This window comes from Kitasatospora sp. NPDC051702 (genome assembly GCF_040681575.1).
In the GTDB taxonomy this organism is placed as follows: Bacteria; Actinomycetota; Actinomycetes; order Streptomycetales; family Streptomycetaceae; genus Kitasatospora.
This window is the reverse complement of record NZ_JBFAZB010000003.1, coordinates 220,113-234,794: the sequence shown is the minus strand read 5'-3', so window position 1 is coordinate 234,794 and position 14,682 is coordinate 220,113. Positions and strand designations below refer to the sequence as shown.

At 72.4% G+C, this 14,682-nt stretch carries 13 protein-coding genes; all 13 read right to left on the bottom strand.

From position 1 onward, the window contains the following. Positions 1-64: 64 nt before the first annotated feature. The 13 genes from AB0N04_RS04570 to AB0N04_RS04510 all read right to left on the bottom strand — a co-directional run bounded on the left by AB0N04_RS04570 (position 65) and on the right by AB0N04_RS04510 (position 14,652). A complete protein-coding gene (locus AB0N04_RS04570) occupies positions 65-1,393 on the bottom strand; it encodes a DivIVA domain-containing protein (protein ID WP_360207320.1) in 1,329 nt (442 codons plus the stop codon). A 59-nt stretch (positions 1,394-1,452) separates the two neighbouring features. Continuing rightward, on the bottom strand, positions 1,453-1,734 hold the full coding sequence (locus AB0N04_RS04565) for a YggT family protein (protein ID WP_360207322.1): 282 nt from the start codon (positions 1,732-1,734) through the stop codon (positions 1,453-1,455). Between the two features lie 98 nt (positions 1,735-1,832). Next, on the bottom strand, positions 1,833-2,435 hold the full coding sequence (sepF, locus tag AB0N04_RS04560) for a cell division protein SepF (protein ID WP_360207325.1): 603 nt from the start codon (positions 2,433-2,435) through the stop codon (positions 1,833-1,835). Positions 2,436-2,730: 295 nt separating this feature from the next. Beyond that, positions 2,731-3,519 (bottom strand): YggS family pyridoxal phosphate-dependent enzyme, encoded by a 789-nt coding sequence (locus tag AB0N04_RS04555; protein WP_360207328.1) that lies wholly within the window; start codon positions 3,517-3,519, stop codon positions 2,731-2,733. Further along, positions 3,519-4,250 carry a peptidoglycan editing factor PgeF gene (gene pgeF / locus AB0N04_RS04550; protein ID WP_360207331.1) on the bottom strand — a complete coding sequence of 244 codons (732 nt, stop codon included), beginning with the start codon at positions 4,248-4,250 and terminating at the stop codon, positions 3,519-3,521. Before pgeF ends, AB0N04_RS04555 begins: the two co-directional genes overlap by 1 nt. Next, entirely contained in the window at positions 4,247-5,470 is a 1,224-nt protein-coding gene (gene ftsZ, locus AB0N04_RS04545; RefSeq protein WP_360207333.1) for a cell division protein FtsZ, read from the bottom strand. Before ftsZ ends, pgeF begins: the two co-directional genes overlap by 4 nt. Before the next feature lie 361 nt (positions 5,471-5,831). After that, entirely contained in the window at positions 5,832-6,608 is a 777-nt protein-coding gene (locus AB0N04_RS04540; RefSeq protein ID WP_360207336.1) for an FtsQ-type POTRA domain-containing protein, read from the bottom strand. Next, positions 6,601-7,707, bottom strand: coding sequence for an undecaprenyldiphospho-muramoylpentapeptide beta-N-acetylglucosaminyltransferase (gene murG, locus AB0N04_RS04535; protein ID WP_360207338.1), 1,107 nt, complete (start codon positions 7,705-7,707; stop codon positions 6,601-6,603). The genes AB0N04_RS04540 and murG overlap by 8 nt, the downstream gene beginning before the upstream one ends. Before the next feature lie 6 nt (positions 7,708-7,713). Beyond that, positions 7,714-8,979 (bottom strand): putative lipid II flippase FtsW, encoded by a 1,266-nt coding sequence (gene ftsW, locus AB0N04_RS04530; protein ID WP_360207674.1) that lies wholly within the window; start codon positions 8,977-8,979, stop codon positions 7,714-7,716. Positions 8,980-9,174: 195 nt separating this feature from the next. Further along, positions 9,175-10,629 carry a UDP-N-acetylmuramoyl-L-alanine--D-glutamate ligase gene (murD, locus tag AB0N04_RS04525; protein ID WP_360207341.1) on the bottom strand — a complete coding sequence of 485 codons (1,455 nt, stop codon included), beginning with the start codon at positions 10,627-10,629 and terminating at the stop codon, positions 9,175-9,177. Beyond that, the gene (gene mraY, locus AB0N04_RS04520; RefSeq protein ID WP_360207344.1) at positions 10,626-11,687 is read right to left on the bottom strand and encodes a phospho-N-acetylmuramoyl-pentapeptide-transferase; all 1,062 of its coding nucleotides are present in this window, start codon (positions 11,685-11,687) and stop codon (positions 10,626-10,628) included. The genes murD and mraY overlap by 4 nt, the downstream gene beginning before the upstream one ends. After that, positions 11,687-13,090 (bottom strand): UDP-N-acetylmuramoyl-tripeptide--D-alanyl-D-alanine ligase, encoded by a 1,404-nt coding sequence (gene murF / locus AB0N04_RS04515; protein ID WP_360207347.1) that lies wholly within the window; start codon positions 13,088-13,090, stop codon positions 11,687-11,689. The genes mraY and murF overlap by 1 nt, the downstream gene beginning before the upstream one ends. After that, positions 13,087-14,652, bottom strand: a complete 1,566-nt coding sequence (locus tag AB0N04_RS04510) for a UDP-N-acetylmuramoyl-L-alanyl-D-glutamate--2,6-diaminopimelate ligase (protein ID WP_360207350.1) — start codon at positions 14,650-14,652, stop codon at positions 13,087-13,089. Before AB0N04_RS04510 ends, murF begins: the two co-directional genes overlap by 4 nt. Between the last annotated feature and the right edge of the window lie 30 nt (positions 14,653-14,682).

The window sequence follows — 14,682 nt, the reverse complement described above, 5'->3', positions numbered from 1 at the left end:
GGAGCGCCCCCCGCCCGACCCTGGGGGTCGGGCGGGGGGCGCTCCGGAAGGTCGGGCTAGGACCTCAGTTGTCGCCGTCCTCGTCGATGAGGAAGCCGCGCATCGGCGCCGGGGCCTGCTGCATCGGCTGCGGCGGCTGCGGACGGACCGCGGCCATCGGCTGGGTCATCCCGGCCGGCTGCATCTGCGGCGCACCGGTGTTGCCACCGGGGGCCGGCACACCGAAGCTCGGCGCCGGGGCGTTGCCGCCGAAGGAGCTCTGACCGCCGAACGACGGCGTGCTGCCACCGAAGGACGGCTGGTTGCCGCCGAAGGACGGCGCGCCGCCCATCGAACCGGCACCGGCCGGAGCCATCGACGAGGCCGCCGGCGGCAGCGACGCGGTGGCGGGGATCCGCGGCGGGGCGAGCGAGTCGTCGGCCTGCGACTCCAGCTGGCGCAGCTGGGTCTCCAGGTACGACTTCAGACGCGTGCGGTACTCGCGCTCGAAGGCCCGCAGGTCCTCGACCTTGCGCTCCAGCGTGGCGCGGGCGGACTCCAGGGAGCCCATCGCGACGCGGTGCTTCTCCTGCGCGTCCCGCTCCAGGGCGTCGGCCTTGGCACGGGCGTCGCGCTCCAGGCCCTCGGCCCGGCTGCGCGCCTCGCCGACGATCTTGTTGGCCTCGGAGCGGGCCTCGGAGATCGCCTGGTCGGCGGTCTGCTGAGCGAGCGCCAGGACGCGGGCGGCGCTGTCGCCACCGGGGCCCTGCTGCTGCATGGGGCCGCCCATCGGGCCGCCCATCTGCTGCGGCGGGCCGCCCATGGGGCCGCCCATCGGCTGCATCTGCTGCTGGCCTATGCCCTGGCCCATCGGGTTGCCCATCTGCTGCGGGCCACCGGGGCCGCCCATGGGCTGCAGCATCTGACCGCCCATCGGCTGGACCAGCTGCTGCTGGCCGCCCATGGTCTGGTTCATCTGCTGCTGCGGGCCGCCCATCTGCTGGGGGCCGGCGGGGAGCTGCGGGGCACCGGAGGGCAGGCCGAGGGGCTGGTTGCCCATCTGCTGCTGCGGGCCGCCCATCTGCTGCTGCTGGGGGCCACCGGGGCCGCCCATCTGCTGCGGGCCGCCCGGGCCCTGCTGGCCGGGGACCGGCGGGCCGGATATGGCGGCCGGGACGGGGGCGCCGGGACGGCTGTCCTGCGGCGGCTCCTTCCGCATGTTGGCCTGGTTCTGGGCGGCGGCACGGGTGGCGGCCGCCAGCTTGGCGCGCAGGTCCTCGTTCTCGCGGAGCAGGCGGGTCAGCTCCGCCTCGACCTCGTCGAGGAAGGCATCGACCTCGTCCTCGTCATAGCCTTCGCGCAGGCGGACGGTCGTGAACTGCTTGTTCCGAACGTCCTCGGGGGTCAATGGCATCTCTTCACCTCAACGTGATCGTCGGCACACCGGCATCCTGTCGCATCGCTCACCTACGACTAGGGCCGCACAAGCGAGATCAGGACATACACAATGATCATCAGTACGAAGAAGGACAGGTCGAGCGCCACGCCCCCGAAACGCAACGGCGGGATGAACCGCCGAAGAAGCTTGAGCGGCGGATCCGTGACAGTGTACGTGGCCTCCAGGACCAGGACCATGGCCTTGCCCGGCCGCCACGAACGCGCGAACTGGAAGACCCAGTCCATGACCAGCCGTGCAAGCAGGAACACCAGGAAGACGGTCAGGGCGTAGTAGAGCACCGCCCACACGATGTCCATCGCGTTTTCCCTCTCCCCGGTCCGGCCCTGGGGCCTGCCGCTCGTCGCCTGTCGCTAACCCACTGTTGATCGGATCCACACGTAAAGTCGTGGCCGGGTCAGCTCTGGTTGAAGAACCCACCCTCGGCGATCCGAGCCTTGTCCTCCGCCGTGACATCGACGTTAGCAGGCGACAGCAGGAACACCTTCTGTGTCACGCGCTCGATACTGCCGTGCAGACCGAAGACGAGTCCAGCGGCGAAGTCTACGAGCCGCTTGGCGTCCGTGTCGTCCATCTCGGTGAGATTCATGATCACAGGGGTCCCGCCGCGGAACTGTTCCCCGATGGTACGGGCCTCGTTGTAGGTCCGGGGGTGCAGCGTGGTGATGCGGTAGGGCTCTCGTTCGTTCACTACCTTGGGCATGATCACCGGGGCGCTCTTCTCCAGGTTGTGGCGGCGTTCGGGTGTGATGGACGACACTGGTGCCATCCTCGGGGTCTCCTGCCGGATCGGGACCGCCGCCGGCACCGGCTGCGGGGTGATCGAGGAGACCGGGGCGGGCGCGGGGGCCGGCCGGGGAATGTCCTCGGTCCGCTGTCCCGTGCGAATCGGCTCGGGGTCCGCGTCGTAGTCGTCGTCGGGGTCGTACCCCTGGCCGTCGTACGTCTCGTCCTCCACGAGGCCGAGGTAGACCGCCATCTTGCGCATTGCGCCGGCCATGCTCCTGTCTCCTCCGCTCATGGCCACCGCGCAGGCGCCCGGTGGCTGCTTCGCGAAACGCGCACCTTCCGGTGGTCGCTCGCTCCGTGCGGACCGACTCCGTCCCGGCGGCCAGGCCGTTACGGCCCTGCCCGCGGATTCCGCGGTCCACCCACGACGGCGCGTCAGGCCGACGGCCGCTCAGAGTTCGTGGGGTGGGGGCCGCGGAGCTGCGATCCACGGTTCGCTAGCGCTCCGGGGAGCTGCTAGATTCTGTCCTATTTTGTCCTGCAGTCTGATCTACTACCCGGTGACGTTACCTGAGGGGTGACCTCACTCCGAGTACCGCCGTTCCGACGCGCACATGTGTCGCCCCGGCGGCAATCGCCTGCTCGAGGTCACCGCTCATCCCTGCGGAGACCATGGTGGCAGCAGGATGGTCCGTCCGTACGGCGGTTGCGATTTCCGCCAGCCGCGCGAAGGCCCGGGCCGGGTCCCCGGCCAACGGTCCGGCCAGCGGGGCGACGGTCATCACACCGTCCAGCCGGAGCCCGGGCGTGTCGGCGATCGCGTCGGTGAGCTCCGCGACGTCCTCCGGGGCGACCCCGGCCCGGTGCCCGCCCTCGCCGTGCTCCTTGTCCAGGGCCACCTGCACCAGACAGCCGAGTTCGGGGCGCTCCGCCTTCAGCACCGCGGCCGAGAGCGACTCCACGAGCCGCAGCCGGTCCACCGAGTGCACGTGGTTGGCGTAGCCGACGACCGAGCGGACCTTGTTGGTCTGCAGCTGTCCGACGAAGTGCCAGTCAAGAGGAAGGTTTCTGCACTGCACTGCCTTGGGTGCGGCGTCCTGGTCGCGGTTCTCCGCGACGTCGGTCACCCCCAGGCCGGCCAGCAGCGCGCTGTCCTCGGCGGGGTAGGTCTTGGTCACGACGATCAGGGTGACCTCGTCGCGCGGCCGTCCGGCGGCCGCGCAGGCGTCGGCGATCCGCCGCTCCACCACGTCGAGGTTGGTCCCCAGCTCCTCGTACCGGGCCCGCTGGCCCTCCGTCAGCGCGTCCAGGAAGTCCGCGCTCCCCGGGAACGGTCCGTAGATGTCGTTCGTCATCAGTGATCAGGGCCCAACCAGACGTAGCTCGCGAGCCGGCCGGTGCGCTGCTCGCGGCGGTAGGAGTAGTGATCGGCGGACTCCAGGGTGCAGACCGGTGACCGCACCGGTCCCGTGACCCCGGCCGCGGCCAGCTGGGCCGCGACCCCCTCCGGCACGTCCAGTGCCGGCGTCCCCCAGGAGGTCTCGGCGAACGCGGCGGGCACCGCCGCGGCGACCTCGGCCCGCAGCGCGGCCGGCACCTCGTAGCAGCGGCCGCAGACCGCGGGGCCGGTCGCGGCGGCGATCCGGCCCGGCTCGGCCCCCAGTTCGACCATCGCCCGCACCACCGCGGGCACCACCCCGGCCGCCAGGCCCGGGCGGCCGGCGTGGGCCGCGCCCACCACCCCCGCCACCGGGTCGGCCAGCAGCACCGGGGTGCAGTCGGCGGTCAGCACGGCGAGCGCGAGCGGCCGGTCGGTGACCACCGCGTCGACCGTCGGGGCCTCCCCGAGTGGCTGGCGCTCTGTCACCACGGCGACGTCCGCGCCGTGCACCTGGTTCATCCACACCACGTCGGCCGGGTCCAGTCCGAGCTCCCGGGCGGCTATCGCCCGGTTCTCGCGGACGGCCGCCGGGTCGTCGCCCACCGCGCCGCCGAGGTTGAGCTCCCCGTACGGCGAAGTGCTCACCCCGCCCCACCGGTCGGTGAAGGCGAAGTGAGCACCCGCGCGTACCGCGTGATCGATCACTTAAGGAAGTCCGGGACGTCGAGCTCCTCCGCCGGGCTCTCCACGTACGGCTGGCGGGCCGGCTGCACCTGCGGGGGCACCGGGGCGGCGGTGGCGGTGGCCGGGGCCTCCGCGGCGCGCGGGGCGGCCGGGGCCTCGCCCTCCGAGCGGGAGGTCACCGAACCGATGCTCCCGTAGGACGGCCGGGCGGCCGGGCGCTCCGGGGCGGCGGACGGGGTGGTCGCGGCGGCCGGGGTGGACTTGACCACCGGGTCGCGGACGATCGCCGGCGGCTGCCCGCCGTCGAAGCCGGCCGCGATGACGGTGACGCGCACCTCGTCGCCGAGCGCGTCGTCGATGACCGCACCGAAGATGATGTTGGCCTCGGGGTGGGCGGCCTCGCTGACCAGCTGGGCCGACTCGTTGATCTCGAACAGACCGAGGTCGGAGCCGCCCGAGATGGACAGCAGCACGCCGCGGGCGCCGTCGATCGAGGCCTCCAGCAGCGGCGAGGAGATCGCCATCACGGCGGCCGCCTTGGCGCGGTCCTCACCGCGGGCCGAGCCGATGCCCATGAGCGCCGAACCGGCGTCCGACATGACGGACTTGACGTCCGCGAAGTCGAGGTTGATCAGACCGGGGGTGGTGATCAGGTCGGTGATGCCCTGGACACCGGAGAGCAGGACCTGGTCGGCCGAGCGGAACGCGTCGAGCACGCTGACCTGGCGGTCCGAGATCGACAGCAGCCGGTCGTTCGGGATCACGATGAGGGTGTCGACCTCCTCGCGCAGGCTCGCGATGCCGTCCTCGGCCTGGTTGGCACGGCGCCGGCCCTCGAAGGTGAAGGGGCGGGTGACCACGCCGATGGTCAGGGCGCCGAGCGAACGGGCGATGTTGGCGACGACGGGCGCGCCGCCCGTGCCCGTGCCACCACCCTCGCCCGCGGTGACGAAGACCATGTCGGCCCCCTTGAGGACCTCCTCGATCTCCTCGCGGTGGTCCTCGGCCGCCTTGCGGCCGACCTCGGGGTTGGCGCCGGCGCCGAGGCCCCGGGTGAGTTCACGGCCCACATCGAGCTTGACGTCGGCGTCGCTCATCAGGAGGGCCTGCGCATCGGTGTTGATCGCGATGAACTCGACGCCCTTGAGACCGACCTCGATCATCCGGTTGATGGCGTTGACACCACCGCCGCCGATTCCGACGACCTTGATGACTGCGAGGTAGTTCTGCGGTGCTGCCACGTCGAAGGCCTCTCGCCTCGAATTTCCGGGTCGGCCCGGCCCGACGGGGCCGTTCCGACGGATGTCGATGGGTAGGGAGCCTGGTTTCTGACTGAATGTCCGAAATGCCGACCGCCGACCCCAACCCTAAACTTGACCTTTAGGGTTAGTCCTGTGCCTCCGTCACATCACCAGGGGGCACAGTCTGGTGACACAGGACACTAGGTGGCTCCGGGCACGCGTTTCAACGAACACGCCGAGCTTCCCTTTTTCTTTTGAGCCTATGTGATCATCGGCCGGCTAAGGAAACCGGGGTGACCACCAAGGGTCGGGCCGACACTTCGAGGCGTCAACCCCTCCCTCAGGCACAGAACCTACCGGATCATCCCGACACCGCCGGCGCCTCCGGCGCACTCACGTCAAAGTTCGTGCCCTTCTGACCCATCAACGCCACCAGGACCCGGGCCTTTCGATCGATCTGTTCCGGACTCCCCCAGCGCACCGTCACACCCCCGCTGAGCTGCAGCTGGATGTCGTCGTAGGAATGCACGAGAACCGCCCCGGCCCGCTTGGCCACCTCGGGCGGCAGACCGGCCGCCACCGAGACCGCGCCCTGCACCAGCTGCGCGCGGGAGATGACCCCGTCCGAGTCCTTCGCCTGCTGACTGAGCCGCAGTTCCACCACCGGGACCCCGGCCGGCGGGGCCGACTCGGTGGCGAAGCTCACGCCGGCGGCGTCCACCTGGGTGAACCGGCCGTCGTCCCCCTTGACGGCGGCCACCGGAGTGCGCTGGACGACCTTCACCTGGAGGGTGTGCGGCCAGCCACGCCAGACCTCGGCCTTGGCCACCCGCGGGATCGCCTCCACCCGGTGCTGCACGGCGTCCAGGTCCACCCGGGCCAGCGGGCCGTCGCCGACCCGGCCGATCGCCTCGCGGACCTGGTCCGCCGTCAGCTTGTCGTCCTTCGCCCCCTGCACGGCGACCTCGCGCACGTCCAGCACCGAGGAGAGGAAGACCACCCAGGCCAGCACGCCGAGCACCGCGGCACCGAGCACGCTCAGCACCACGACGCCCCGCCGGGAGAGCCGGAGGCGGGGAGCGGACTCCTCGTCCTCCAGCTCGTCCTCCAGCGGGTCGGCGAGCCGGCCGTCAGCCACGGCGGCGGCCGCCGCGGGAGGCCTCGATCGCCTCGTAGACCATGCCGACCAGCAGGTCGTCGGCGTCCCGGCGGCCGAACTCGGCGGCGGCCCGGCTCATGTCCCACAGCCGCTGCGGGTCGGTGAGCACCGGCAGCACGTTCTGCAGCACCCAGTCCGGGGTCAGCTCGGCGTCGTCCACCAGCAGGCCGCCGCCGGCCTTGACCATCGGCTGGGCGTTCAGCCGCTGCTCGCCGTTGCCGATCGGCAGCGGGACGAACGCGGCGGGCAGCCCGACGGCCGCCAGCTCGGCCACCGTCATGGCGCCGGCCCGGCAGAGCATCAGGTCGGCGGCCGCGTAGGCGAGGTCCATCCGGTCGACGTACGGCACCGCGCGGTACGGCGGCATCCCGGGGATGTCCTCCACCTGCGGCAGCTCGTTCTTCGGGCCGACCGCGTGCAGGATCTGCACGCCGTACTGCTGCAGCCGCGGGGCGATCGCGGTGACCGTCTCGTTCAGCCGGCGCGCGCCCTGGGAGCCGCCGGACACCAGCAGGGTGGGCAGCCGCTGGTCGAGGCCGAAGTAGTGCCGGGCCTCCGGACGGGCGGCGCCGCGGTCCAGGGTGGCGATGGTCCGGCGCAGCGGGATGCCGATGTACCGGGAGTCGCGCAGCTTGCTGTCCGGCGTGGACACCGCCACGAAGTCGCTGTAGCGGGCGCCGATCTTGTTGGCCAGACCCGGACGGGCGTTCGCCTCGTGCACCACGATCGGCACCCCGGCCCGCTTGGCGGCCAGGTAGGCGGGCATCGCGACGTAGCCGCCGAAGCCGACCACGGCGTCCGCCTTGACCCGCTCGATGATCTCCTGGGCGGCCCGCACCGTCCCGCGCAGCCGGCCCGGGACGGTGATCAGCTCCGGGGTGGGCTTGCGGGGCAGCGGGACGGCCGGGATGAGCTCCAGCTGGTAGCCGCGCTCGGGCACCAGCCGGGTCTCCAGACCGCGCTCCGTTCCCAGGGCGGTGATCCCGATCGACGGGTCGTGCCTGCGGAGGGCGTCCGCGAGGGCCATGGCCGGCTCGATGTGACCGGCGGTCCCCCCGCCGGCGAGTACGACATGCACCGAAATTCACCGCTCCCTGCGTGCCGGCACCGGGGCCGGGCGCGCTGTGGTTCGTCGTCGTGGCAGCACCCGGGCCAGTCGCTTCCTGATCCGGGAGTTCTTGCTCCGGGCGGCCAGCGCCGCCTTCGCGCCGGAGGTGCTGCGCGCCAGGCACAGCAGCACTCCGATCGCGGACATGGCCGACAGCATGGCGGAACCGCCGTAGGAGAACAGCGGGAGCGGGACGCCCGCGATGGGCAGCAGTCCCAGCGCCGACCCCAGGTTGATCATGGCCTGCGCCATGATCCAGGTGGTGGCGGCTCCCGCGGCGTACCTGACGAAGGGGTCCCTCGTACCGATGGCCACACGGATACCCGCGTAGCCTAGTGCCGCGAAGAGGCCGATCACCGACAGCGTCCCCACCAGGCCCAGTTCCTCGCCGGTCGCGGCGAAGATGAAGTCGGTGTGCGCCTCGGGCAGCTGGCCCCACTTCTCGACGCCGGCGCCCAGCCCGGTGCCGAAGCCGCCGCCGTTCGCGAACGCGAAGACGCCGTGCAGGGCCTGGAAGCAGGCCCCCTCCGGGTCGAGCTTGGTGACGCCGATGCAGCTCAGCCGCTCGGCGCGGTGCGGGACGGTCACCACCAGCGCGGTGCAGACCACGACCGCCACCCCGAGGGTGGCCACGAACAGCCGCAGCGGCGCCCCGACCATCCAGAGCAGCGCGAACAGCATCGCCACCAGGATCATCGAGGTGCCCATGTCGCCGCCGAACATGATCAGCGCGAGCAGCAGCAGGGCCCCCGGCACCAGCGGGACGAGCAGGTGCTTCCAGGAGGTCAGGGTGCCGGCCTTCTGCTTGCGGGCGAGCAGGTCGGCGCCCCAGAGCACCAGTGCGAGCTTGGCGAACTCGGAGGGCTGGAACTGGAAGAACCCGAAGTCCAGCCAGTTCTGGTTGCCGTTGATCCGCACCCCGATGCCGGGCACGGCGACCAGTGTGAGCGCGCCGATCACCCCGAACATCACCGGGTAGACGATCACCCGCAGCACGGCCAGCGGCACGGAGGCGAAGCCGATCAGCAGGACCAGCCCCAGGGTGGCCGCGACCAGCTGTTTGAGGAAGTAGTACTGGGCCGAGTGGTGCTGGCCCAGCGCGAGGATCTGCGAGGCCGAGAAGACCATCATCAGGCCGAGGACGACCAGCAGCAGCGTGGTGCCGACGACCAGCAGGTAGGGCGTGAGCGGGCGGTCCAGCCAGTACCGCAGCCGGTCCCGGAAGGCCCGGACCCGGGCCAGCGGCCCGGCCGACTTGTACTTGGTCGTGGTGGCGGAGATCACTCGCCACGGCTCGGCGGCACCCTGCTCCGAAACGCCGGAATCCGCTCTGCCCTGCCCCGCCACCACGCCCCTACCCGTTCTCCCTGTACGCGGCTCGTCCGCCCGCGGGCCGCTCCGATCCGGCGCCGACGGTCGTCGGCGCGGTCCCGAGGCTCACTCGCCGGTGTCCGCCAGCTCCCGGACGGCCGCCGCGAAGAGGTCGCCGCGCTCGCCGTAGTTGGTGAACATGTCCATCGAGGCGCAGGCCGGCGCCAGCAGCACCGTGTCACCCGATCGGGCGAGCGACGCGGCCGCACGGACCACTTCGGCCATCGCCACCGCGCCAGTCTGGCCCTCGGCCGCCTCGATCACCGGGACATCCGGAGCGTGTCGCTCCAGCGCCTCCCTGATCAGCGCGCGGTCCTGGCCGATCAGGACGGCCCCCCGCAGCCGCTCGGCCGCGCCCTGGACGAGGTCGTCGAAGGTCGCGCCCTTGGCCAGGCCGCCGGCGATCCAGACGATCGGCCGGTAGGCGGCCAGCGAGGCGGCGGCGGCGTGGGTGTTGGTGGCCTTGGAGTCGTCGATGTAGGCGACCTCGCGGACCACCCCGACCTCGGCGATCCGGTGCGCGTCCGGGCGGAAGGCCCGCAGGCCCTCCCGGACGGCCTTCGGCTCGACGCCGTAGGCCCGGGCCAGCGCCGCCGCGGCGAGCGCGTTGGCGATGTTGTGCGGGGCCGGCGGGTTGACGTCCTCGACGGAGCCGAGCTCGGCCGCGCTCTTGGCCCGGTCGGCCACGAACGCGCGGTCCACCAGCAGGCCGTCGACCACGCCGAGGTTGGACAGGCCGGGGGCACCGAGGCCGAAGCCGACCGCCCGGCAGCCCTCCTCGACGTCGGCCTCGCGGACCAGCGCCTCGGTGGCCGGGTCGGCCAGGTTGTACACGCAGGCGACGACGTTGCCCTCGTAGATCCGGCCCTTGTCGGCGGCGTAGGCCTCCATCGAGCCGTGCCAGTCGAGGTGGTCGGGGGCCAGGTTGAGCACGGCCGCCGAGTACGGGCGCAGCGAGGGCGCCCAGTGCAGCTGGTAGCTGGAGAGCTCGACGGCGAGCACGTCGTACGGCTCCTCGGCGAGCACCGCGTCCAGCACCGAGACCCCGACGTTGCCGACGGCGGCGGTGCGCCGGCCGGCGGCCGTGAGGATCGAGGCGAGCATCTGGACGGTGGTGGTCTTGCCGTTGGTGCCGGTGACGGCCAGCCAGGGGGCCGGCTCTCCGGTGCCGGGCAGCGGGCGGCGCAGCCGCCAGGCCAGCTCGACGTCGCCCCAGACCGGGACACCGGCGGCGTCGGCGGCGGCGAACAGCGGGCTGTCCGGGGCCCAGCCGGGCGAGGTGACGATCAGCCGGGTGCCCTCGGGCAGGCTGTCGCCGTCGCCGAGGCGCACCGCGGCGCCCAGCGCCTCCAGTTCGGCGGCCCGGGCGACCAGGCCCGGGCCGCTGCCGCCGTCCACCACGGTGACCGCGGCGCCGAGGCCGCGCAGCACCCGCGCGGCGCTGATGCCGGAGACGCCGAGGCCGGCGACGACGACGGGCAGGTCGGTGAAGTCGGGGTCCGTCAGCCCGGGGTCGGTCATCCGGTCACCCATCCCGCGTAGAAGAGGCCGAGGCCGACGGCCACGCAGAGGCCCTGGATGATCCAGAACCGGACCACGATCAGGACCTCGGTCCAGCCCTTGAGTTCGAAGTGGTGCTGCAACGGGGCCATCTTGAAGACGCGCTTGCCGGTCATCCGGAAGGAGCCGACCTGGATGATCACCGACAGGGTGATGATCACGTAGAGGCCGCCGAGCAGCGCGACCAGCAGCTCGGTGCGCGAGCAGATCGCCAGACCGGCCAGGGCGCCGCCGAGGGCGAGCGAGCCGGTGTCGCCCATGAAGATCTTGGCGGGCGAGGTGTTCCACCACAGGAAGCCGAAGCAGGAGCCCATCAGGGCGGCGGCGACGACGGCGAGGTCCAGCGGGTCGCGGACGTCGTAGCAGTTGGCGGTGGCGGTGATGGAGTAGGCGCAGCTCTGGGTGTACTCCCAGATGCCGATGAAGGTGTAGGCGCCGAAGACCATCACCGACGCACCGGTGGCCAGGCCGTCCAGACCGTCCGTCAGGTTCACGCCGTTCGACATCGCGGCGATCATGAAGTACGCGAAGATGACGAACAGCACCGGGCCGATGGACCAGCCGTAGTCCCGCACGAAGGACAGGTGCTGGGAGGCCGGGGCCAGCCCGCGGTCGTCCTGGAACTGCAGCGCCAGCACGGCGAACCCGAGGCCGACGATCGACTGGCCGGCCAGCTTCGCCTTGGCCCGCAGACCGAGCGAGCGGCGCTTGACCACCTTGATGTAGTCGTCCAGGAAGCCGACCAGGCCGAGCCCGGCCGTCAGGAAGAGCACCAGCAGCCCGGAGACGGTGGGGCTCTCGCCCGTTATCGCCTTGGTCGCGAAGTACGCGATCAGGGTCGCCAGGATGAAGGCGATGCCGCCCATGGTGGGCGTGCCCTTCTTGCTGTGGTGCGCCTTCGGGCCGTCGTCGCGGATGTACTGGCCGTAGCCGTGCTTGGCGAGCAGCTTGATCAGGGCGGGGGTACCGAGCAGCGACAGGATCAGACCGATCATGCCGGAGAAGAGGATCTGCTTCATTACTCGGCCACACCGTCCGCGAGGAGGGCCTCGGCCACCTTCTCCAGTCCCACCGAACGGGACGCCTTCACCAGGACCACATCCCCCGGGAGCAGCTGACTGCGCAGCAGCTCGACCGCCGCGTCCGCGTCGGACACCAGCACCGACTCCTCACCCCACGAACCTTCGTTCCTCGCGCCGAGTTCCATGCAGGCCGCCTCGCGTCCGCCGACCGCCACCAGCTTGGTGACGTCGAGCCGGACCGCGAGCCGCCCGATGGCGTCGTGCTCGGCCAGGCTGTCCTCGCCGAGCTCCCGCATCTCGCCGAGCACCGCCCAGGTGCGACGGCGCTCCGGACCGCGGCCCCCCATCGAGACCAGCGCCCGCAGCGCGGCCCGCATCGAGTCGGGGTTCGCGTTGTAGGCGTCGTTGACGACGGTGACACCATCGGCCCGGTCGACGACCTCCATGCGCCAGCGGGACAGCGCACCCGCCTCGCCCAGGGCTGTCGCGGTGTCGTCGACGGACATCCCGAGCTCCACCGCCACCGCGGCGGCGGCGAGGGCGTTCGAGACGTGGTGCTCACCGTACAGGCGCAGCTGCACGGGCGCGGAACCGGCCGGGGTGGTGAGCGTGAACGATGGCCGGCCGGTGGCGTCCAGGCGAACGTCCGTGGCCCGGACGTGGGCGTCCGGTGATTCGCCGAACAGGACCACCTTCGCCCTGGTACGGGACGTCATCGCGCGCACCAGCCGGTCGTCCGCGTTGAGGATCGCGGTGCCCTCGGCGGGCAGCGCCTCGACGAGCTCGCCCTTGGCCTCGGCGATCGCCTCCTGGGAGCCGAACTCGCCGACGTGCGCGGTGCCGACGTTCAGCACCAGGCCGATCCGGGGCGGGGTGATCGTGGTGAGGTACTGGATGTCGCCCTTGTGCCGGGCGCCCATCTCCATGACCAGGTGCCGGGTGCCGGCCTCGACCCGCAGCGCGGTCATCGGGTGGCCGATCTCGTTGTTCAGCGAGCCGGGCGGGTAGACGGTCTCGCCCAGGCGCTGGAGCAGCTGGGCGATCAGGTCCTTGGTGCTGGTCTTGCCGGCCGAGCCGGTCAGCGCGACCACGGCGGTGGCCTCGGCGCGGGCGACGACGGCGCGGGCCAGCTTGCCGAGGGCGTCCACCACGCTGTCGACCATGACGGCGGGGACGCCGACCGGGCGGGAGGCCAGCACCGCGACGGCGCCGGCCGCGACGGCGGTCGCCGCGTAGTCGTGGCCGTCCACGTGCTCGCCGACGAAGGCCGCGAACAGGCCGCCGGGGCGCACCTTCCGCGAGTCGACCTCGACCGGGCCGGTCACCAGGGTGTCGGGGTCGGCGCCGTCCAGGGTTCCCCCGACTGCGGCGGCCACCTCGGCGAGGGTCAGTGCGATCACTGCTGCTCTACTCCTCGGTCGCCCCGGGCGGCCGTGGCCTGCGTGACGGACTCGCGCAGCACCTCCCGGTCGTCGAAGGGGCGGATCTCGTCTCGTACGTACTGGCCGAGCTCGTGGCCCTTGCCGGCCACCAGCACGGTGTCCCCGGCGCGGGCGCGCGCGACGGCGAGCCGGATCGCCTCCGCCCGGTCCGGGACGACCAGGACGGCCCCGCGCTCCGCCTCCGGCACCGCGGCGGCGCCGTCGAGCATGGTGGCGAGGATCGCCAGCGGGTCCTCGCTGCGCGGGTTGTCACTGGTCAGCAGGGCGGTGTCGGCGAGCCGGGCGGCGATGGCGCCCATCGGCCCGCGCTTGTGCGGGTCGCGGTCGCCGCCGCAGCCCACGACGACGTGCAGCCGGCCCTTGGTGACCTCGCGCAGCGAGCCGAGGACGGCCCGCAGGGCGTCCGGCTTGTGCGCGTAGTCGACCACCGCGACGAAGGGCTGTCCGGCGTCCACCCGCTCCAGCCGGCCCGGCACGCCGGGGACGGCGGCGACGCCGGCGACGGCCTGTTCCAGCGGCAGCCCGGCGGCGACCAGCAGGGTGATCGCGGCCACCGTGTTGGCGACGTTGAAGGGGCCGGGCAGCGGCGCGACGGCGTCGGCCTCGGCGCCGTCCGGGCCGAGCAGCCGGAAGGTGGAGCTCACCGGGCCCAGCTGGACGTCCACGGCCCGCCAGTCGGCCTCGACGGCACCGTTCGCGGAGAAGGTGGTCACCGGGATCTCGGCCTCGGCGGCCAGCCGGCGCCCGTACTCGTCGTCCAGGTTGACCACGCCGTGGCGGGACTTGCCGGGCTGGAAGAGCCGGGCCTTCGCCTGGAAGTAGTCCTCCATGTCCGGGTGGAAGTCGAGGTGTTCGGGCGTGAGGTTGTTGAACAGGGAGACGTCGTACGCCACCCCGTCGGTGCGGCCGTAGACCAGGGCGTGGCTGGAGACCTCCATGGTCACCGCGTCGGCGCCGCGCTCGGCCATCACGGCGAGGATCGCGTGCAGGTCGGTGGCCTCGGGGGTGGTGCGCTCGCTCTTGATCCGCTCGCTGCCGACCCGCATCTCGACGGTGCCGATCACCCCGGGGGCCCGCCCGGCGCCGCGCAGACCGCCCTCGACCAGGTAGGAGGTGGTGGTCTTGCCGTTGGTGCCGGTCAGCCCGATCATCAGCAGCCGCTCGGACGGACGGCCGTAGACGGCGGCCGCCAGTTCGCCCATCCGGGCCCGCGGCCGGTCGACGACGAGCAGCGGCAGACCGGTGCCGGCCGCCAGCTCGGCGCCGGCCGGGTCGGTGAGCAGCGCCACCGCACCCGCCGCCGCGGCCTGCGCCGCGAAGGCCGCGCCGTGGTGGTTGGCGCCGGGGAAGGCCACGTACACGTCGCCCGGGCGCACCGCGCGGGAGTCGTGGGTGACGCCGCTGACGGCACCCCCCTCGACGGGGTCGAGGCCCAGCTGGCGGGCCAGCTCGGCGAGCGGCAGGGCGGCGGTCCCGGCCGGGCGCGGCGGACTCACGGTGATTTGATCGGGTTTCGGCACGGCGGGAAGGCTATCCGCCGAAGGGTGCCC